This is a genomic window from Chitinimonas sp. BJYL2 (genome assembly GCF_027257935.1).
Lineage (GTDB): Bacteria > Pseudomonadota > Gammaproteobacteria > Burkholderiales > Chitinimonadaceae > Chitinimonas.
The window spans coordinates 1,190,261-1,210,410 of sequence record NZ_JANZKW010000001.1; the positions used below are offsets into that span (position 1 = coordinate 1,190,261).

Sequence of the window (20,150 nt, forward strand, 5' to 3'; positions counted from 1 at the left end):
TACAAAAGGGGTGGCAAGTTGCCACCCCTTTCTGTACTGAAAACAATCACTTGGCTTGAGGTGCCGTACTACTTCCGGCGCACGATACTGGCAACTTCATTGATACCCATGATGCGGAACAGCGCCACGATGAGTTCGTTGGCGCCCACCAGCGTGACCTGTTTGGACTGCGCCGTCAGGGCAACCACGGTATTCATCAGCATCCCGGCACTGACAAAATCGACGCGGGGCACATGGGAGAAGTCGACGCGCACCTCGTTGTGCTTGTCGGCATAGGCGAACAGGGGCGCGAAGGTCGCCTCGGTGGCCGAAACAATCACACCCTCAAAGCGATAGGCATCCTGCACCAGCTCGGCCGGCGGCGCCTCTGCGCGCAGCTTGGCTTCCTCGGCAGCGACCTCGGCCACCGTTTTGGTCTTGGCATTGGCATCCCAGGAGGGTGGCGAGACCTCGTAGGTCACGGCGTAATCCACCGCCGTGTTCTCGAAATCATCGTGCAGACCCAGCAGTTGGTAGATTTCCAGCAACAACAGCCAGAACGGCGCTTCGTCATCGACGCGGCGCATCACTTCGATGCGTGCCTTGAGTTTCTCGGCCAGCGCGGGGCCGCCGCTGGGCTGGAACTTGGCTTTTTTCTTCTTGAACTTGGCCCAGCGCGCCACGATGGCCTGGGCAGAGCCCGAATCCAGCTCCTCGATACGGCCAAAATCCACACGAACGGCTACGCCGGCGGCCAGATGCTTTTCCAGCTGATCGAGCGACGCTTCGATATCGCTGGCGGCGAGCTTGCTTGGAAACAGGAAATAAGGGCCGCCAGCCTTGGCTGCCGGCGCGGGAGCGGGTTTCTTGTCGGCGTCGACATCGCGCCATACCGGCGCGCTGCGCTCGAACGCAACCACGAATTGCAGTGCCAGCTCATCGAACTCGGCATGGCGGTTACGCATCTGGTACAGGTCGAACAGCATCAACCAGGTATCCAGCGCATGGCGACCATGTGCGTCCTGAATATCGGCGGCGAGGATGGCAATTGCATCGTCGATCTGATCGTTGGCAAACGCGATCGCGGCCTGCTCCATGGCAGGGGAGAGCACATCCGAGGATTCGGCGACTTCGATCTGGGGGGCCGACAGCGTGCTCGGGCCGATGGTGGTGAAGTCGAGTGCGGGCAGGTCTTCGCGCTTGACCGGTTCGTCATCAGTTGCAGCAACGGCGGCCGGCGGTGCCGTTTCGGGACCTTCACCGGTGGCCGGCGCAATAGGCTTGGGCTTGACCAGCCGCGGCGTCGGCGGCATGGGCAGATCTGCCTCTGCATCCTTTTTCTTGAAGAAAGAAAACACCACGATCCAAACCTCGGTATACGTACATTCCCGATCCGGTCGGGCTGATTTTAGTCGGCTTGCCACAGGGACGGTGGTGGCCGACATGTATACGATGAACGGCCCCGGATAAGCCTGTCACCGCCGGCCAGTCTGGCCGCGAACCTCGAAACGCACAGTGTCCCGTACCGCGCCGCGGGCATCCAGCAATGCCAGCGTATGTCGCCCGCTACGTAACGGCCATGCGGTACTGGCGCGAGCTTGCCCCAGTTTCTCACCGTTCATCTGCCAGATTAGACCGTCTGCGTCGCTTGCACGCAACCATAATTGCTGTCGTCCTGCAGATATATCCGGGTCCAGGGCCAAAATCATGCCGTCGGACGGGTACAGGATGCTCGGACCAGCCCATCCTTTGCCGAGTTCTATCCGGTTGCGCTGGGTGCCGGCCACGAAATACTCGGTGCGTGGTGCCTCGATGGCCGGCATGAAGTGGATGGCCTGCCGGACTACATCGGCGGGCATCGCCGGTGCGTCCGTACCGGGTAGCAGATCCATGATGGCGCGCCAGGCGGGCGCGGCTCCGCTGACCCCGGAAACATCCCACATCGCCTCGCCATCCGCATTGCCTACCCATACGCCAACCGTATAGCGGCCGTTGAAGCCGATCGCCCAGTTGTCACGCATATCCTTGCTGGTACCGGTCTTCACCGCAGCCCAACGCGCGGTTGCCAGCGGGCTATCCAGACCGAAGCCGCTGGCGCGGGCCAGCGGATCGGCGAGGATATCGGCAATGATCCAGCTGGCCGCAGGCGAGATAAGGGTCTGACCCGGCGCCGAGGGGGTAGTGGGTGTCAGGCGCCATGGTCTCAATCGACCCGCGTTGGCGAGCGCCCGGTAAGCATTGGCGAGATCGATCAGGCGGACTTCGGCGCTGCCCAGTGCCAGCCCGTGTCCATAGTGGGCGGCCGGCAGTGGCAGGCTCAGGCCCAGATCGTTCAGGCGCTGGTGGAAGGGTTCCAGCCCGACCAGCATCTGCGCTCGCACAGCCGGGATATTGAGCGAGGCGGCCAGCGCAGTGCGCACGCTCACCGGGCCGCGGAAACGGCGATCATAGTTCTGCGGCACGTACTGGCCAGCACTGGTGGTCAGTGCCACGGGAGTATCGGCCAGCGGAGAGGCCGCAGTGAGCAGGCCTTGCTCGATGGCCAGTGCGTACAAAAGGGGTTTGAGCGTGGAGCCAGCCTGCCGGGGGGCGATCACGCCATCCACAAAAGCCGCACCACTCCCCGCGCCGGGATTCCCGACCCAGGCGAGGATATCGCCGCTGGCGTTGTCGATGATCACCGCCGCACCATCGCGCACATTGCGGCCTGCCAGCTGCGCAAGCTGCAGGGTCAGCTGCTGACGCACGGCCGCCTGTAGCCGGCCATCCAGCGTGGTGAGCACGCGCGCACCGGCAGCAGGCGCGAGCTGGGCGATCAGCTCGGGCGCGAGTCTGGGAGCATCAACAGTCTGTCCCGGCCCGTGCAAGCGGGCCAAGGCCAGGGCACGCACGGTGACGCAATCACGGAGCCAGCCCAGTTGGCGACCCAAGGCACAGGCGCGCCCGGCCACGCGTTCGGCGCTGGCATTGGGGGCGCGCAGCAAGCTGGCCAGCAGCAGGCTTTCGTTGCGATCAAGCCGCGCCGGTGACTTGCCGAACAGAATCCGGCTCGCGGCGTCTATGCCCACCAGCTCACCGCGCCAAGGCGCAAGATTCAGATAGGCCTCGATGATCTCGTGCTTGCGCCAGCGCCGTTCGAGCCCAAGTGCCGTCACCATCTGCGCCAGCTTCTGCCAAGGGGAGCGCATGCCCGATGGCCGGTCGCCGGGCTCAAGCAGGCTGCCGAGCTGCATGCTCAGCGTGCTGCCGCCACGCGGATCGCCACCCAGGGTGTCGCGCAGGGCCGTCGCCAGCGCAGTCCAGTCCACGCCGTGATGGGTATAGAAACGCCGGTCTTCGGCCGCAATGACGGCAGCGCGCAGTTCCGGGCTGATGGCATCGAGCGGCGTCCAGGCGAGCCGCCGCTGGTTTGTATCGATACGGCTTTGCTGGATCACGGTGCCATGGCGGTCCAGCAGTTGCGCCTCGGAGCTGCGCCAGCCCGCGCGGACTTCCGCCGGCGCCGGGGCGGCCGAACACGCCGCCAGCAGGAGAACGAGCGCAAGCAGCGCGTAGCGCATGCGGATCAGTAGCGCGCCATCTGCGGATCCACCTCATCCGCCCAAGCCGCCACGCCGCCAGTGAGGTTGAACACCTCATCAAAACCTGCGCGCTCCAGGAATACACCTGCTTGATAGCTGCGCATGCCATGGTGGCAGATCAGCACGGTAGGCCGCTCGGGGTCGAGTTCGCCTACGTTGGCGGGAATACCCTGCATGGGCCGGTTCTCGGCACCGTCGATATGGCAGAGCGCGAACTCCCAAGGCTCGCGTACATCAAGCAGCAGGGGTGGGGTGCGGGTCGGGTCGGCGAGCCAATTGGCCAGTTCGCGGGCTTGGAGATGCTGCATGGTGGGGTGTCCGGCAATGTCGGGGCTAAGGGGCGGTGACGGTGTCGCCGCTGCGGGGTGCCTGGGTAAACAGGCTGCACCGGCCATGATCCAGCATCGCGACCAGATTGCGCCCGGCGCGTTTGGCTTCGTACAGCGCTTCGTCAGCGGCTTGCAGCACCGCTTCAATGCTGGCGGCTTCGCTCAGGCTGCCATCACTGAGTTCGCTGGGGAGTTCGGCGCAGCCAAAACTCATGGTGACCTTGAGCGGCTTCTCTTCCCAGACCATCGTTTCCTGTTCAATGCGCTGACGCATCCGGTCGGCCACTTCGGCGGCTTGATGGGTATCGGTCTCCGGCAGGAGCAGGGCAAACTCCTCCCCACCCAGCCGCCCGACGATATCGCTGCCACGCCGGTTGAGATCCAGCACGCGGGCAATCTGCACCAGCACCATGTCACCGGCGGGGTGGCCGTGGCGATCATTGATGCGTTTGAAGTGATCGATATCTGCCATCACCACCGCGAGCGGTCTGCCATTGCGGCGACTGCGCTGGACCTCGGCTGTCAGTGCGGCCAGAAAGTGGCGACGGTTGGGAATGCCGGTCAGCGCATCGGTGGTCGCGAGCTTGCGCATCTCGGCTTCCACGTCCTGCAGGCGTGCATGCTGCTCGCGCAGGCGGGTGTAGGAGCGGGCATTGACCACGGCTACCGCCACATAGGCCGTCAGAGTACGGAAAATCAGCTGTTCGCGCGCGCCGTAGGCATTTTCCTGTGTGGACTGGATCGACAACACGCCCACCAGCTCATTGTTGACCACCATGGGGCCGAACCAGGCGGTGCGCATTTCCCGCGTGCCGGGGATATGGGAGGCGGAGGTCTTGCCCGGCGTGCTCGTGATCACGATTTCACGCCGCTCCCGCGCGCAGCGCGCGGCATTGGAGTTGGGGTCGCTCACTGCCACGCGGCGCTCTGGCAAGGGGCGGCCCTCTTCCACGGCGCGGCGGATGAGCATTTCGCCACTTTCGTCGAGTACCAGCAGCCCCACATAGTTGGCCGGCGTGAGCTTGCCCAGATGCGCCACCAGCGTGTGCAGCACGCTGCCGAGATCAAGACTGGCGGTGATCTCGCGGCCGATGCGGCCGAGATTTTCCAGCACCTGCATCGAGGTCTGGAGCTCCTTGGCACGCAAGGCTTCCATCTCGACCAGCTGCTGTTGATGGGCGGCGGCCTGTTGCTGCAGCTCGGTGCGGTAATGCATTTCGAGTGCGGCGATCCGGTTTTTCTGACGTTGCTGTTCCGATGCCACGGTGACCTGGCCCACGGCCCTTGCCAGGCTCAGGGCACGGGGCAGGTCGCCGGCCTTTTCCGCGGCCTGCGACATGGCGCTCAACAGCCCCAGCTCTGCCCGGTAATCATGGGTAGCCCGTGCCGCATCCAGTGCGTGCTGCAGGGCATCGAGAGAGGCCTGCGGGTCGCCGCTGACATCAGCAATGGCTCGCCAGGCCTCGGGAATCCAGGCGTTCAGGTTGCGCTGACTGGCCGTGTCCAGTGCGGCTTTGGCCATGGCTCGGGCCTCTGGGTGCCGCCCCTGTTTGGCCAGCACGCGCGCTTGCGCAATCTGACCGTCAAACACGGCACTCCAGGCAGAAACCGCCTCGCCCAACGCAATCGCTTTGGCCGCCGAGCGTTCTGCGCGTTCGATATGGCCGCAGGCCAGCTCCGCATTCGCCAGATAGCCCTGAGCGACAGCGTTGCCGCGGAATTGCGGCGCCACCGCCAGCCAGCGTGTTGCTTCTTCCAGCAGGCTCAGCGCCCGTTCTGCATCGCCGAACTCGCGGGCAATGCCGCCCAGGAGGGCCAGCGCATCACCAATGGCCAGGGGCCAGCCTGAGCGCCGCGCGAAGGCCAGTGCCTGCTCGCCCCAGGCGCTGGCGCCGTCATAGTCCTCAACATTGGCTGATGCGGCCGCCAGCGAGATACTGATGCGCAGACGGAAGTAGGCCATGCCATGGCGCTCGGCCGTTTCTATGAGCGCCATCAGCAGGTTGGCCGCCTGTAGTTCGCGGCCTGCCACGAACAATAACTGGGCCTCGGTCAGATCGATGATCAGTGTGGCGGCAACGCCGTTTTCGGGGTTCACCTCACGCGCTTCGCCAAGCCGCTGGTTGGCTTGCTCCGGTGCAGCATGCACGCTGATATAGGCCGTCCAGGCCACTGCCAGCGCCAGGCGGATCGGGTCCTCGGCAAGCCGGTACGCCTTGGCGGCGAGATTGACGCTGCTGAAGCTGGCGGCAACATCACCCTGCAAGGTGTGCAGCAGGGTCGCCAGCAGGTAGGCGTCTCCCAGCCCTGTCGCATCACCCAGTTGTTCGTAAACGCGACGGGCTTCGGCGAGATGATGGGCGGCACTGTCAAATTCGGCGGCCAATGCGGCCACCTCGGCCAGCACCAGATCCAGTCGTGCGGATTCCAGGCTCGCTACCGCCACCTCGGCACTGAGCTCATCGGCCAGTTGGCGTGCCCTTTGCCCATCGCGCTGGCGTAAAGCCCACGCGAGTTCGACGCGTTGGGCAATGGCGAGATTGCCACTACCCGAGCGCGATTCGAGCTCGTTCAGGCGTTGGTCTTCGGTAAAGAAATCCATGGACGATGAGCAAATCGCGCCTTGGCCGGCCGGCCTTGCGCGCGTGGTGGTGGCTGATGGTTTAGATTGTAGTCGCGAGTCGCGACAAACGGCGTACAGCCTGCGGCCGCAGGCGTCGACGGTATGGCCGGCCTGCCCTTAAGAAAGGCGGCGCCAGGCTACCTATATGCCTGGGCGCTGCTTGAAGAAAGTGATCGGGGACACTGGCACGGTCGAGGGTGGTGGTGCGTTGAAGATGTGCTTCTTCATCGCCCCCACCACATGCATCTCGCAGGGTTTGCAATCAAAGCGCAGCGTGTAGGTTTCGTTGCCGGTCTTCAGCGTCATTGGCTCGGCGCGCACCTGGCCCTGCACGCCCTTCACACCCTTGGCCTGCTTGGGGCACAGGTTGTAGCTGAAGCGCAGGCAGTGCTTGGTGATCATCAGGCTGACTTCGCCCGGCTCTTCGTGCGCCTCGTAAGCCGCTTCAATCAATTGCACGCCGTGGCGGGTGTAAAACTGCCGCGCGGCATCGTTGTACACATTGGCCAGATAGCTCAGCGAGGTCTCCGGGTAAGCCACGGGCGGCACGGTTTCGGCCTTGCGCTCAGGGCGCTGCCAGGCCGCAATGCGTGCCTGTTCGAGTCTCTCCACCGCGCTGCGACGCAAACCGTTGATAGCCGATGCGGGGACGAACCACGGTTGCGACGTCGCAATCAACACCTCGTTCGCATGGAACATGGTGTTGCCCAGCTTGCCGAGGTTATCGCGCAGGCCGGCTAGTGCCTTATCCACGTTTTGCGCCGGTTCGAGCGTGAGTTCGAGCGCTTCGGTAACGCTGATGCCGTCTTCATCGGTCAGCGTCAGCGCCAAACCTTGCGGTGCATCCGTCAGCTTGAGCCACAGCCCCACGCGGCGCTCGGCGGAGGCGCGGTTCAGCGCCTGCTCCCAGCTGTGATCGCGGTTGCGGTTCACGCCCACACCCACTTTGAGTCCGGCCAGCTCGCCAATGCGCTCATTGGGGAATACCTGCCAGCGGCCCTCGCCCAGCGCCTTCACCGTGTTGGCTTGCAGGCCAACCACCTCGCGCTTGTGCATGTAGTTGAGGCCGTCGCCGTTGGCCATGCTCTCGGTCGTTTCCACCTCGAACCAGTCCGGCCCGATGCGCGTCACCGTGCCCAGCGGCACACCCACAAACTTGGGAGAGTCAAACGCGCCGATATCGCCGTCTTCGCGGCCGTTCACAAAGTAATCGGTGTGGCCGCGGTGGAAGGTCTTGTCCACATCGGGCTGGAAGAAAATTTCCGTCCGCCCGCTGGCAGCGCGCGCCAGATCGGGGCGCTGCTCCAGAATCTCGTCGAGCAGCAGGCGGTAATGGGCCGTGATGTTCTTCACATAACCCATTTCCTTGTAGCGGCCTTCAATCTTGAAACTGCGCACGCCGGCTTCGACCAGCGCCAGCATGTTTGCGCTCTGGTCGTTGTCCTTCATCGACAGCAGGTGCTTGTCGAAGGCCACCACGCCGCCCTTGTTGTCGGTGAGCGTGTAAGGCAAACGGCAGGCTTGCGAGCAATCGCCACGGTTGGCGCTGCGGCCGGTATCGGCATGGCTGATGAAGCACTGGCCCGAATACGCCACGCACAGCGCACCGTGGACAAAGAATTCCAGCGTGGTGTCGGCCGGCAAGGCTTGATGCACGGCGCGGATCTTGTCGAGCGTGAGTTCGCGCGCCAGCACCACCTGCGAAAAGCCCGATTCCGCCAGAAAACGCGCCTTCTCCGGCGTACGGATATCGCACTGCGTACTCGCATGCAGCTGGATGGGCGGAATATCAAGCTCCATGATGCCCATGTCCTGCACGATCAGCGCATCCACGCCGGCATCGTAAAACTCATGGATCAGCTTGCGCGCCGGTTCCAGCTCGGCATCGTGGAGGATGGTGTTGAGCGTCACAAAGATGCGCGCATGGTAGCGATGCGCAAACTTCACCAGCTCGGCAATTTCGCTGACCGTATTGCTCGCATTGTGCCGCGCCCCGAACGACGGCCCACCGATATACACCGCATCCGCCCCATGCAGAATCGCCTCGCGACCAATCTCGATGTTCTTGGCGGGGCTAAGCAGTTCAAGCTGATGGGGCAACAGGCTCATGGATGCGCGATGTATAGGTTCGGAAGGGGCGCAATGGTAACAGAATCAATTGCTTAGGGTTGCTTGTCTGCTGGGCGGCGGCACAGCATGACACCGTAGATCGGAGAAGTACTTGATCGAATTGAACGAATCGTTCGATTCGATCAGACTGTTCAGTGTCAACTATCGCCAACGATCACCACTGGGAGCCCGCGATGCAGACATTTACCGCCAACGAAGCCAAGACCCGTTTTGGCGAATTCATCGACCTAGCGCAACGCGAACCCGTGCGCGTGATGCGCCGCGACAGGGTGGTGGGCGTCATGGTATCCGCCGCCGATTACGAGGCCATGCGCGCCTTCTATGCCGACCGCCTGCGCCACACATTGGACCAAAGTGCCGCCCGCGCCCAGGAACAAGGCCTGACCGACGCCAAGCTGGCCGAACTGCTTGCCGATGAAAGCTAAGCGCGCCGTTATCGACACCAATGTGCTGATCAGCGCGGCGCTATCGGCCAACACGCCACCAGCCCAAGTCGTGCGCTGGTTTGTGGCCAACGGCACCATCGTGTTCTCGGCCGACACCTTTGCCGAGTTCGAAACCCGCATCTGGCGACCCAAGTTTGATCGCTACCTGAGCATGGAAACGCGCAAGGCGCTGTTACACGACTTTGGCGCGATTGCCGACTGGGTGGATTTGAGCGCGTTTCCTGCCATTACCGCGCAGACCCACAGCCGTGATGTGGATGACGACAAGTTCATCCATACGGCGCTGGCTGCAGGTGCAGACTATCTCGTCAGTGGAGACGCGGACTTGCTGACGCTGGCGCCGATTACCGGATTGGAGATTGTTGAATCGGCGGTGCTGTGGGGGCGTTTGCTCAGAGACGAATCATGAGGTGCGCCGAGTGCCGAGCAAGTAAACGCCAACCGGTACTCAACCTTCTTCAGCGTCCCCTGCTTGAAACTACTGTCAAACTGAGGGCCCTGAATACAAAGAGCAGGGAAGGTACCGGTTAATCGCTCCAAGGCACTGAACAGCATGGCGACCTCAAAGAACTGGACAAAAGCACAGCTGAAGTTGGCATTTCATTTGTACTGCCAATTGCCATTTGGCAAATTGCACAAAACCAACCCAGAAGTCATACGCCTTGCCACACTGATTGGCCGCACGCCTTCTGCCGTCGCGATGAAACTGGTCAATTTCGCCAGCCTCGATCCCGCCATTACTTCGACTGGACGCAAGGGTTTGGCTGGTGCATCCAATCTAGATCGTGAGGTCTGGGTGGAGTTTCACGCCGACTGGGAGGGGCTTGCCATTGAGTGTGAAATGCTTAGGCGCGATCTTGATCCTTCGCCGACTATGGATGAAGCCGATGAGCTATTCACGTCGGAAGACTTTACTGGCGAAACGCGTACGGTTGTGATGGAACAGCGCATCAAGCAGCACTTCTTTCGCCGTGCTGTGTTGAGTAGCTACGGTGGGCGCTGCTGCATGTCGGGCGTTGCTGAGCCACGCTTGCTAATTGCCAGCCACATTGTGCCGTGGAGTAAGGACAAGCAGAATCGGCTAAATCCGAGTAATGGTCTGTGCTTGTCGGCTATTCATGATCGCGCTTTTGATCAAGGGCTAATCACACTCAGTGACGATCTCAAGGTGATCGTGTCTGATGAGTTAAAGCGGCGCAACGACCAGTTCATTCGCACTGTCTTCCTGCCACTTGAGGGGGGCGTGATCACGATGCCTGATCGTTTCATCCCCGATCCGGCTTTCATTAGCCGTCACCGTAATGAAGCGTTCATAGATAACCGCAAGGCAATAGGATGAAACACAGCATCTTTGAGTACCTCTACCGCGATGCTGGCAACTTCAAGGCATGGGGTGAGCTGTTACTGGACGGCGAATTGACGGATGAGGAAGTTGCCCGGATGTCCGCGCGATTTGAAGGCGGCGAGCTATTCATCGCCGAGCAGATTGGCGTACCCGCACTTTGTGAAAAACTTTGGCGCGAATGCGGGAGCAAGCCTTCAAATGAATTCGACCACGTCTGGCACGAGTTCAGCGGAGTTAGGACGGCAAACAGTGAAGAGTGTGCGCGATTGAAGCTATGGGGTACGGCGTCAGCGTTACTGGCACGGATCGAAAAGGTAGCGTCGTGGGACATAGCATGTTCGCCGAACCGAAGACTTGGTTAATCGCGCTTGGCGGTTCAGACCGAGCCACCAAGCGCGATTAACCAATGTCGTAGCAATACGCTAAGCGCCGCCGAGCGACTAGATATCTCGACCGGCAAGGCCTAGATATTGGCGAATGATGCGGTGGGCAAGGAGCAGTTCGGCATCCATGATCAGGCTTTATGGTAAACCTGCGCTCCGGCCTTCACGAATTCGATGGACTTCACTTCCATCCCCTTCTGCAACGCCTCTTCCGCCGCAATCCCTTCCTTCTCCGCATAGTCACGCACATCCTGCGTAATCTTCATCGAGCAGAAATGCGGACCACACATCGAGCAGAAGTGCGCAACCTTGGCGCCTTGTTGGGGCAGGGTCTCGTCGTGATATTCGCGGGCGCGGTCGGGGTCTAGGCCAAGGTTGAACTGGTCTTCCCAGCGGAATTCGAAGCGGGCTTTGGATAGCGCGTTGTCGCGGATCTGCGCGCCCGGGTGGCCCTTGGCCAAGTCGGCCGCGTGGGCGGCGATCTTGTAGGCCATGATGCCTTCCTTCACGTCGTCCTTGTTGGGCAGGCCGAGGTGCTCCTTGGGCGTGACGTAGCAGAGCATGGCGGTGCCGTACCAGCCGATCTGGGCGGCGCCGATGGCGCTGGTGATGTGGTCGTAGCCGGGGGCGATGTCGGTGGTCAGCGGGCCCAGGGTGTAGAACGGGGCTTCGTCGCACCAGTCGAGCTGCAGGTCCATGTTTTCTTTGATCAGCTGCATCGGCACGTGGCCGGGGCCTTCGATCATGGTTTGTACGTCGTGCTTCCAGGCGATCTGCGTGAGTTCGCCCAAGGTCTTCAGTTCGCCCAGTTGCGCTTCATCATTGGCATCCCAGCCGCTGCCGGGGCGCAGGCCGTCGCCGAGGCTGAAGCTGACGTCATACGCCTTCATGATCTCGCAGATGTCTTCGAAGTGCGTGTAGAGGAAGTTTTCCTTGTGATGCGCAAGGCACCACTTGGCCATGATGGAACCGCCACGCGAGACGATGCCGGTCATGCGCTTTGCCGTCATCGGCACATAGCGCAGCAGCACGCCGGCGTGGATAGTGAAGTAGTCAACGCCCTGCTCGGCTTGCTCGATCAGTGTGTCGCGGAACAGCTCCCAGGTCAGGTCTTCGGCCTTGCCGTTGACCTTTTCGAGCGCCTGGTAGATGGGGACCGTGCCGATCGGCACGGGGGAGTTGCGCAGGATCCATTCGCGCGTTTCGTGGATGTTCTTGCCCGTGCTCAGGTCCATGATCGTGTCGGCACCCCAGCGCGTGCCCCAGGTCATCTTGGCGACTTCTTCTTCGATGCTGGAGGTGACGGCGCTGTTGCCGATATTGCCGTTGATCTTCACCAGGAAATTGCGGCCGATGATCATCGGCTCCGATTCGGGGTGATTGATGTTGGCAGGGATGATGGCGCGGCCGCGGGCGACTTCCTGGCGGACGAACTCGGGGGTGATCACCTGTGGAATCGCCGCGCCAAAGCTCTGGCCCGGATGCTGGCGCGTAAGCAGATCGACCATGCGGTCGGCAAGCTTGCCGCCGGCTACTTTGAGCGACTCGATGTACTGCTCGCGCTGCAGGTTCTCGCGGATGGCGATGTATTCCATCTCGGGCGTGATGATGCCCTTCTTGGCGTAATGCATCTGCGTGACATTGGCGCCGGCCTTGGCGCGCAGCGGTTTGCGTTGCAGATTGAAGCGCAGCACGTCGAGGCTATGGTCGGCTTCGCGCTCGCGACCGTATTGGCTGCTCATGCCGTCGAGCTGTTCGGTATCGTTGCGCTCGGCAATCCAGCCGGCGCGCAGCGGGTTCAGACCCTTGCGCACATCAATGGCGACAGCCGGGTCGGTGTAGGGGCCGCTGGTGTCGTATACATAGATGGGCGGGTTCTGCTCGCCGCCGAAGCTGGTGGGTGTATCGGTCTGGGTGATTTCGCGCATGGGCACGCGGATATCAGGGCGCGAGCCCTCTACGTAGACCTTGCGCGATGCCGGGAACGGCTGCACCGAGGCTTCGTCGACATGGGCGGTTTGCGAGAGGAATTGCTGAGGCGCGTTCATTGCGTACTCCATGAACGGCGCAGGGGCGGGCGAGGGGCGGGTTTGCCTTACGACGCGCTCCCTACGCCGGTATTAACCGGATCAGGTGCTGAGGGTTTGTCTCATCTTCCAGTCATGCTGAAAGAACCCCTGGCGTCTGGCCCTAGGCGGGCAGAATGCCTGCGAAGCTAAGGCAAGTGTGGAATAATTACAAGGATTTGATACCTGTTTTGACCGGTGCCGCGATCAGCGGCATCTAGCGAAAGGAAGCCGCGATGGATTGGGAACAAGCCCGTTACTACATGGTGGAACAGCAGATTCGTCCTTGGGATGTGCTGGATCAGACCATTCTGGGTTTGCTGCTGGAGCTCAAGCGCGAGGACTTCGTGCCTGCCGCGCATCGCGATCTGGCACTGGTGGACATGGAACTGCCGCTGGGCAATGGCCAGCGCATGCTGCAACCCAAGCTCGAAGCGCGCATCGCACAGGAAGTGGCGCTCACTGGCAAAGAGCGGGTACTCGAAATCGGCACTGGCGGTGCTTACCTGACTGCCCTGCTGGCGCGCCTGAGCAAGCAGGTCTACTCGGTGGAAATCGACGCGACCTTGGCCGATGCCGCGCGCCCCAAGCTGGCCAAGGCCGGCATCCAGAATGTGGTGGTTGAAATTGGCGATGCCGCCCGTGGCTGGACCAAGCACGCGCCTTACGATGTGATCGTCGCTTCGGGCTCCTACCCGACCACGCCGGATTTCCTGTTCGATCAGCTGACCGAGGGTGGCCGCCTGTTCGCGATTGTGGGCGAAGAGCCAGTGATGACGGCCACGCTGTATACGAAGACCGGTGGCTCGGTAGTGGCGACCAAGCTGTTCGAGACGGTGGTGCAGCCGCTGCAGAACGTGCCGCAGCCCGAGCGCTTCGCATTCTGATCACGGCACCGACCCGCACAGCAAACGAAAAGCCCGGTTATGTGCCGGGCTTTTTCATGGGCCGCAGGGTGCAATCAGCAACGCGCCTTGCATCAATGGCTGGCATGGCCTTGGCGCTATGCGGCCTTGATGCGGCTCACACCTTGTCGTAAAACCCCGCCTCGCCCTCGGGCCGGGTCTTGAAGCGCTTGTGCAGCCAGAAGTATTGCGGCAGCGCATCCATGATGCGGGCTTCAAGCAGGGCGACCGTGCGGCGCGTGTCGGCAATCGGGTCGTCGCCGGGAAAATCAGCCAGCGGTGCCTCGATGCGGAACACGATGCCCGAGGGGTTGCGGGAGGCAAAGCAGGGCAAGACGACTGCGCCGGATGCCTTGGCCAATCGCGACAGGCCGGTAATGGTGGCCGCCGGTACGCCGAAGAAGGGGATGAACTCTGCATCGCGCGGGCCGAAATCCTGATCAGGGAAGTAATACAGCCGCCAACCTTCCTTCAGAGCCTTGAGTACCGGGCGGATGCCGGCCTGCCGCGATAGCAGCAGCCCATTGCCCAAGCGCGAGCGGCGATTGTGCATCCACGCATCCAGCGCGGCGCTTTTCTGTCTGGAGTAGATATCGACGACGCGAGTCTCCAGTGCCATGCGCATGCCACACAGTTCCAGCGCCGCAAAGTGGCCGGAGAACAGGATGACCGGCTTGCCCTCCTGTGCTTGCAGGTGCTCCAGTCCCTCCAGGTGCACATGCTTGCGCAGCCAGTCAGGCGACGCAAACCAGCTGTAGCCGTACTCCAGGATCGTGCGGGCCATGGCCCGGAAGTGTTCACGTAGTACCTGATTACGTTTGGCTTCCGGCATGTCCGGGAAACACAGCCGCAGATTCGTCTGGCCGACGCGGCGGCGCTCATGCGCAAGCAGGTAAAGCAGATTGCCCAAGCCGCTGCCCAGTACATACACCACCCGGAAAGGCAGCCAGCGGAACAGCCACATCAGGCCAGCCAGCAGACGGATCATGCTTGCTCTCCCAGGGGTGCCGACGCACCGGCTGGTTGCTTGTAACGGTTGTAGCTCCACAGGTACTGGTCGGGAGACCGGCGAATCAGCTTTTCCACGTGCTGGTTCAGCAAACGGGCGTCCGCATCTTTGTCACCACTGAACTCGCTGGTCATGGGCTCGATGTGCACGCGAAAGCCCCGACCCCAATCGAGCCGCTCTGCGTAAAAGAACAGCACGGCCGCGTTGGTAGCCTGCGCCAGGCGCGGTAGCAAGGTCATGGTGTAAGCCGGTTTGCCGAAGAACGGTGCCCACACCCCCTCACCGGCGCCGGGTGCCTGATCGGGCAGGATGACAGTGGCCTCGCCCTGTTTGAGCGCCTTCATCAACAGGCGCACCCCGGCCGCGGTGGCGGGGGCGGTTTTGGCGTTATCGCGCATCCGGCCGGCCTGCATCAGCGGCTCCAGCCAGCTCAGCTTGGGCGGGCGGTACATCGCGGTGAGCGGAAAAGGCAGGCGCGAGCTCACATAGCGCCCGGCGATATCAAAACCACCCAGATGTGGCGTCACGAAAATGATGGGGCGTTGCGCGGCCAGTGCGGCTTCGGCGTGTTCCCAACCTTCACAATGGCGTACCAGCCGGCAAACCCGATCCGAAGGCAAGCCCCAGGCGGCGAGCAGCTCAAATGCCCCTTTGCCGTGCTGGACAATGCTTCGACTTAACAAACGGTTATAATTTTGGGCATCCGCTTGGCGAAGGTTATGGCTGAGCTGTTGGCGATAGCGTTTATCCGCCCGCCAGACCAACCAGCCAACCAGTGCCCCCATGCCATGCAGCATGAACAGTGGCAGACGTGCCAGGCACTTCAGTAGTAAAGTCAGCATCCGATAACCGTTCTTTTGAATCTGCTTATTTTAGCGGGTTTACCTACCCAGCCGCGCACTCTGCGGCACCAGCGACAAGAGGAGTAATCCATGCGCGAGTTTCTGTTTACCTCCGAATCGGTCTCGGAAGGCCATCCTGACAAGGTTGCCGACCAGGTATCCGATGCGATTCTCGATGCGATCCTGAGCCAGGACAAGCACGCCCGCGTGGCGGCTGAAACCCTGGTCAACACCGGCCTGTGCGTACTGGCCGGCGAAATCACCACGCACGCCAATGTCGATTACATCCAGGTTGCCCGCGACACGATCAAGAAGATCGGTTACGACAGCTCGGAACTCGGTTTCGACTACAAGGGCTGCGCCGTGCTCGTCGCCTACGACAAGCAATCGCCCGATATTGCCCAAGGCGTGGATGAAGGCAAGGGTATCGACCTTGACCAGGGCGCGGGTGACCAAGGCCTGATGTTCGGCTACGCCTGCGACGAGACCCCGACGCTGATGCCGGCGCCGCTGTATTACTCGCACCGTCTGGTCCAGCGCCAGTCCGAACTGCGCAAGGACGGCCGCCTGCCCTGGCTGCGTCCCGATGCCAAGTCGCAAGTCACGCTGCGCTACAACGCTGACACCGGCCGCCCGGTGGCGATCGACACCATCGTGCTGTCGACCCAGCACCACCCCGATATTGCTTACGAAACGCTGCGCGAAGCCGTGATCGAAGACATCATCAAGCCGGTGCTGCCGCCCGAACTGATGCAGGGCGACATCAAGTACTTCATCAACCCGACTGGCCGTTTCGTCATTGGTGGTCCGCAAGGTGATTCGGGCCTGACCGGCCGCAAGATCATCGTCGATACCTACGGCGGCGCCTGCCCGCACGGCGGTGGCGCGTTCTCGGGCAAGGATCCGTCCAAGGTGGACCGTTCGGCTGCCTACATGGGCCGATACATTGCCAAGAACATCGTGGCTGCCGGCATTGCTCGCCAATGTCAGGTACAGGTGGCTTACGCCATCGGTATCGCCAAGCCGGTGTCGATCATGGTCGACACCTGGGACACGGGCAAAATCCCGAACGAGAAGATTGTCGAACTGATCCAGCGCCATTTTGATCTGCGTCCCAAGGGCATTGTGCAGACGCTGGACCTGCTGCGCCCGATCTACTCGAAGACTGCCGCTTACGGCCACTTTGGCCGCGAAGAGCCGGAATTCAGCTGGGAGGCTACCGACAAGGCCGAGGCGCTGCGCGCCGACGCCGGTCTGTAAGCAGCTGATTTGGCAGATGAACGCCCCGCCACAGCGGGGCGTTTTGTTTTAGAATGCGCACCTACCGGGGAGCGCTGCGAGGTCGTTCGATCCCAGGCCCGGTTATCTTCAAAACTGCGCTCACCTGACCAACCCCGTGCCGGGCACGGGATGCACAACAGGTGAGAACCGCATCCCGCTGGATTCATGCATCCAGATCCCGGCCACTTTGTTCACGTTTATAAGGACGAACACCGTGGCTGACTTCAAAGATTACGTCATTGCCGATCTCTCCCTGGCCGATTGGGGCCGCAAGGAGATCAAGATTGCCGAAACCGAAATGCCGGGCCTGATGGCCATCCGCGAAGAATTCGCGGCCAGCCAGCCGCTGCGTGGCGCGCGCATCACCGGTTCGCTGCACATGACCATCCAGACCGCCGTGCTGATCGAGACGCTGCAAGCACTCGGCGCGCAGGTGCGCTGGGCTTCGTGCAACATCTTCTCGACGCAGGATCACGCCGCTGCCGCTATTGCCGCTGCCGGCACGCCCGTGTTCGCCGTCAAGGGCGAATCGCTGGCTGACTACTGGGAATACACGCACCGCATCTTCGAATGGGCCGATGGCGGCTACAGCAACATGATTCTGGATGACGGCGGCGATGCCACCGTGCTGCTGCATCTGGGTGCTCGCGCCGAGCAGGATCTGGCTGTACTGAACCACCCGACCAGCGAAGAGGAAACCATCCTGTTCGCTTCCATCAAGGCCAAGCTGGCCGTGGACAAGACCTGGTACTCGACGCGTCTGGCCCATATCAAGGGCGTGACCGAAGAAACCACCACCGGCGTGCATCGCCTGTACCAGATGCACCAGCGTGGCGACCTCAAGTTCCCCGCCATCAACGTCAACGACTCGGTCACCAAGTCCAAGTTCGACAACCTGTACGGCTGCCGCGAATCGCTGGTCGATGGCATCAAGCGCGCGACCGACGTGATGATCGCCGGCAAGGTGGCCGTGGTCGCCGGCTATGGCGATGTGGGCAAGGGCTCGGCACAGGCACTGCGCGCGCTGTCGGCGCAGGTCTGGGTGACCGAAATCGACCCGATCTGCGCATTGCAAGCCGCGATGGAAGGCTACCGCGTGGTGACCATGGATTACGCGGCCGACAAGGCTGATATCTTCGTCACCGCCACCGGCAACTACCACATCATCACCCATGACCACATGGCCAAGATGAAAGACCAGGCCATCGTCTGCAATATCGGTCACTTCGATAACGAGATCGAAGTCGCCGCGCTGGAGAAGTACCAGTGGGAAGAGATCAAGCCGCAGGTTGACCATGTGATCTTCCCGGACGGCAAGCGCATCATCCTGCTGGCCAAGGGCCGTCTGGTGAACCTGGGTTGCGCCACGGGCCACCCGAGCTACGTGATGTCGTCCTCGTTCGCTAACCAGACCATCGCCCAGATCGAGCTGTTCACGCGTACGGCCGATTACCCGATCGGTGTGTACACGCTGCCCAAGCATCTGGACGAAAAGGTTGCCCGCCTGCAGCTCAAAAAGCTCAACGTGCAGCTGACCGAGCTGACCGATGCGCAAGCGGCGTATATCGGCGTGCAGAAGCAAGGCCCGTACAAGCCGGATCACTATCGCTACTAAGCCGTACGGCAACGCCCCGCGCCCTGCGGGGCGTTGCCTATACCGGATGCAAATCGATGAGTCTCAGCCTGCATACCGACCGACTCGATCTGGTGCCGCCCACCGAATCGCACACCGATGCCTATCTGGCGCTGTATGGCGACGAAGCGGCCACGCATTTCATTCCGCACACGCGTGTCGCCACCCGCACGGCGGCCTGGTTCAAAGTGGCCGCACACCTGGGCCACTGGCAGTTGCGGGGTTATGGCTTTTGGGTGGTGCAGCGGCGTGATACCGGCGAGGTCATCGGCAATCTGGGGCTGATGTACCCGGCGGAGAATCCGGCGCTGGAAATCGGCTGGCTGATTGCGCCCATGCACCAGGGCAAGGGCTATGCGCTTGAAGGAACGCGTGCTGCCTTGGCCCATGCGTTTGACGTAATCGGCGCCGACCGCGTCATCGCCCGCATCGACGCCGGCAATACGGCGTCGCAGACACTGGCCCGGCGGCTGCGCATGGTGCCCGATGCCGCCTTGTCCACCGAGTCGCTGGGCGTCTGGCAAGCCTTGCGATCTGCTTCATAAGTACATGCACGCAATTCATTAGCTGCCGTAAAGGGCAGTGTTAGCATTCATCGACCTACTGCACAGAGACTTCGCCGTGAACCCGACCTACAGCTTCGAATTCTTCCCGCCCAAGACCCCTGAGGGCATCGAGAAGCTGCGCAATACGCGGCGTCAGCTGGCCCAGCTCAAGCCCGAGTTCTTCTCGGTGACGTTTGGTGCGGGCGGCACCACACAGCAGGGCACGCTCGATACCGTGCTGGAAATCCAGTCCGAAGGCTTCGAGGCTGCGCCGCATCTGAGCTGCGTGGGTTCCACCAAGGAAAACGTTGCAGCACTGCTCAATACTTACCGCGAGAACGGCATTCGCCGCATTGTCGCGCTGCGGGGCGATATCCCCAGCGGCATGGTCGAGTTCGGTGAATTCCGTTACGCCAACGAGTTGGTCGCCTTCATCCGCGAGCAGCATGGCGACTGGTTCCATATCGAGATCGCGGCCTACCCCGAGTACCACCCGCAGGCCCGCACGGCGCATGACGATATCGCCAACTTCGTGCGCAAGGCACAAGCCGGTGCCGATTCTGCGATGACCCAGTACTTCTTCAACCCCGATGCCTACTTTGCCTTTGTGGACGAAGTGCGCGCACGCGGGGTGGAGATTCCCATCGTGCCGGGCATCATGCCCATCAATAACTTCAGCCAGCTGGCGCGGTTTTCCGATACCTGCGGTGCGGAGATTCCGCGCTGGTTGCGGCTCAAGCTGCAAAGCTATGGCGATGACACCGCGTCCATCAAGGCGCTGGGCCTCGATGTGATCACCGATCTGTGCCGCAAGCTGCTCGATGGCGGCGCACCGGGGCTGCATTTCTATACCCTGAACTCGGCCGGTGCCGTCTCCACGATCTGGCAGCGCCTCGGGCTGTAAGGCGCTCGACGCGTAGGGCCGTGTAGGGTGCAATAAGCGCAGCGCATTGCACCAAGGGGCGGGGCACGGCATCGGTGCAATGCGGCCTCTGACCCTATTGACACCCTACGGCGTTCGCAGCTGAGCGTGCAGGAAAGCGTCACCGTTTG

Annotated in this window: 17 protein-coding genes and 2 riboswitches; of the genes, 9 read left to right on the top strand and 8 right to left on the bottom strand. The window is 62.0% G+C overall.

The window, feature by feature from the left end; all coding sequences use genetic code 11:
* Positions 1-68: 68 nt before the first annotated feature.
* The 5 genes from O9X62_RS05580 to O9X62_RS05600 form a co-directional block, all read right to left on the bottom strand.
* Positions 69-1,340 carry an STAS domain-containing protein gene (locus O9X62_RS05580; RefSeq protein WP_269531777.1) on the bottom strand — a complete coding sequence of 424 codons (1,272 nt, stop codon included), beginning with the start codon at positions 1,338-1,340 and terminating at the stop codon, positions 69-71.
* Between the two features lie 114 nt (positions 1,341-1,454).
* Positions 1,455-3,539 (bottom strand): penicillin-binding protein 1C, encoded by a 2,085-nt coding sequence (pbpC, locus tag O9X62_RS05585; protein ID WP_269531778.1) that lies wholly within the window; start codon positions 3,537-3,539, stop codon positions 1,455-1,457.
* 5 nt (positions 3,540-3,544) lie between these two features.
* Entirely contained in the window at positions 3,545-3,868 is a 324-nt protein-coding gene (locus O9X62_RS05590) for a rhodanese-like domain-containing protein (RefSeq protein ID WP_269531779.1), read from the bottom strand.
* A 25-nt stretch (positions 3,869-3,893) separates the two neighbouring features.
* Positions 3,894-6,491 carry a diguanylate cyclase gene (locus O9X62_RS05595; protein ID WP_269531780.1) on the bottom strand — a complete coding sequence of 866 codons (2,598 nt, stop codon included), beginning with the start codon at positions 6,489-6,491 and terminating at the stop codon, positions 3,894-3,896.
* Between the two features lie 162 nt (positions 6,492-6,653).
* Positions 6,654-8,621, bottom strand: a complete 1,968-nt coding sequence (locus O9X62_RS05600; protein WP_269531781.1) for a U32 family peptidase — start codon at positions 8,619-8,621, stop codon at positions 6,654-6,656.
* A gap of 194 nt (positions 8,622-8,815) precedes the next feature.
* Between O9X62_RS05600 and O9X62_RS05605 the strand changes: the two genes are divergently transcribed.
* The 4 genes from O9X62_RS05605 to O9X62_RS05620 all read left to right on the top strand — a co-directional run bounded on the left by O9X62_RS05605 (position 8,816) and on the right by O9X62_RS05620 (position 10,795).
* Positions 8,816-9,067, top strand: coding sequence for a type II toxin-antitoxin system prevent-host-death family antitoxin (locus O9X62_RS05605; protein ID WP_269531782.1), 252 nt, complete (start codon positions 8,816-8,818; stop codon positions 9,065-9,067).
* Positions 9,057-9,497, top strand: a complete 441-nt coding sequence (locus O9X62_RS05610; protein WP_269531783.1) for a putative toxin-antitoxin system toxin component, PIN family — start codon at positions 9,057-9,059, stop codon at positions 9,495-9,497. Before O9X62_RS05605 ends, O9X62_RS05610 begins: the two co-directional genes overlap by 11 nt.
* Positions 9,498-9,641: 144 nt before the next feature.
* On the top strand, positions 9,642-10,427 hold the full coding sequence (locus O9X62_RS05615) for an HNH endonuclease (RefSeq protein ID WP_269531784.1): 786 nt from the start codon (positions 9,642-9,644) through the stop codon (positions 10,425-10,427).
* Positions 10,424-10,795 carry a hypothetical protein gene (locus O9X62_RS05620; protein ID WP_269531785.1) on the top strand — a complete coding sequence of 124 codons (372 nt, stop codon included), beginning with the start codon at positions 10,424-10,426 and terminating at the stop codon, positions 10,793-10,795. Before O9X62_RS05615 ends, O9X62_RS05620 begins: the two co-directional genes overlap by 4 nt.
* Positions 10,796-10,947: 152 nt before the next feature.
* Here the strand turns inward: O9X62_RS05620 and thiC are convergent, their stop codons facing one another.
* On the bottom strand, positions 10,948-12,864 hold the full coding sequence (gene thiC, locus O9X62_RS05625; RefSeq protein ID WP_269531786.1) for a phosphomethylpyrimidine synthase ThiC: 1,917 nt from the start codon (positions 12,862-12,864) through the stop codon (positions 10,948-10,950).
* Positions 12,865-12,904: 40 nt separating this feature from the next.
* Positions 12,905-13,005: riboswitch (TPP riboswitch) on the bottom strand.
* 113 nt (positions 13,006-13,118) lie between these two features.
* Between thiC and O9X62_RS05630 the strand changes: the two genes are divergently transcribed.
* Positions 13,119-13,769, top strand: a complete 651-nt coding sequence (locus tag O9X62_RS05630; RefSeq protein ID WP_269531787.1) for a protein-L-isoaspartate O-methyltransferase — start codon at positions 13,119-13,121, stop codon at positions 13,767-13,769.
* Positions 13,770-13,905: 136 nt separating this feature from the next.
* On the opposite strand, the gene O9X62_RS05635 is transcribed toward O9X62_RS05630, so the two are convergent.
* Positions 13,906-14,775, bottom strand: coding sequence for a lysophospholipid acyltransferase family protein (locus O9X62_RS05635; RefSeq protein WP_269531788.1), 870 nt, complete (start codon positions 14,773-14,775; stop codon positions 13,906-13,908).
* Positions 14,772-15,638 (bottom strand): lysophospholipid acyltransferase family protein, encoded by an 867-nt coding sequence (locus tag O9X62_RS05640; RefSeq protein ID WP_269531789.1) that lies wholly within the window; start codon positions 15,636-15,638, stop codon positions 14,772-14,774. The genes O9X62_RS05635 and O9X62_RS05640 overlap by 4 nt, the downstream gene beginning before the upstream one ends.
* A 90-nt stretch (positions 15,639-15,728) precedes the next feature.
* On the opposite strand from O9X62_RS05640, the gene metK reads away from it, so the two are divergent.
* The 4 genes from metK (at position 15,729) to metF (ending at position 20,001) form a co-directional block, all read left to right on the top strand.
* On the top strand, positions 15,729-16,898 hold the full coding sequence (metK, locus tag O9X62_RS05645; RefSeq protein WP_269531790.1) for a methionine adenosyltransferase: 1,170 nt from the start codon (positions 15,729-15,731) through the stop codon (positions 16,896-16,898).
* 60 nt (positions 16,899-16,958) lie between these two features.
* A riboswitch (S-adenosyl-L-homocysteine riboswitch) is annotated at positions 16,959-17,027 on the top strand.
* Between the two features lie 106 nt (positions 17,028-17,133).
* The gene (ahcY, locus tag O9X62_RS05650; protein ID WP_308446428.1) at positions 17,134-18,534 is read left to right on the top strand and encodes an adenosylhomocysteinase; all 1,401 of its coding nucleotides are present in this window, start codon (positions 17,134-17,136) and stop codon (positions 18,532-18,534) included.
* Positions 18,535-18,590: 56 nt separating this feature from the next.
* Positions 18,591-19,097: a GNAT family N-acetyltransferase gene (locus O9X62_RS05655; RefSeq protein ID WP_269531792.1), complete on the top strand. Its 507-nt coding sequence runs from the start codon at positions 18,591-18,593 to the stop codon at positions 19,095-19,097.
* A gap of 76 nt (positions 19,098-19,173) precedes the next feature.
* Positions 19,174-20,001: a methylenetetrahydrofolate reductase [NAD(P)H] gene (gene metF, locus O9X62_RS05660; protein WP_269531793.1), complete on the top strand. Its 828-nt coding sequence runs from the start codon at positions 19,174-19,176 to the stop codon at positions 19,999-20,001.
* The last annotated feature ends 149 nt before the right edge of the window (positions 20,002-20,150 follow it).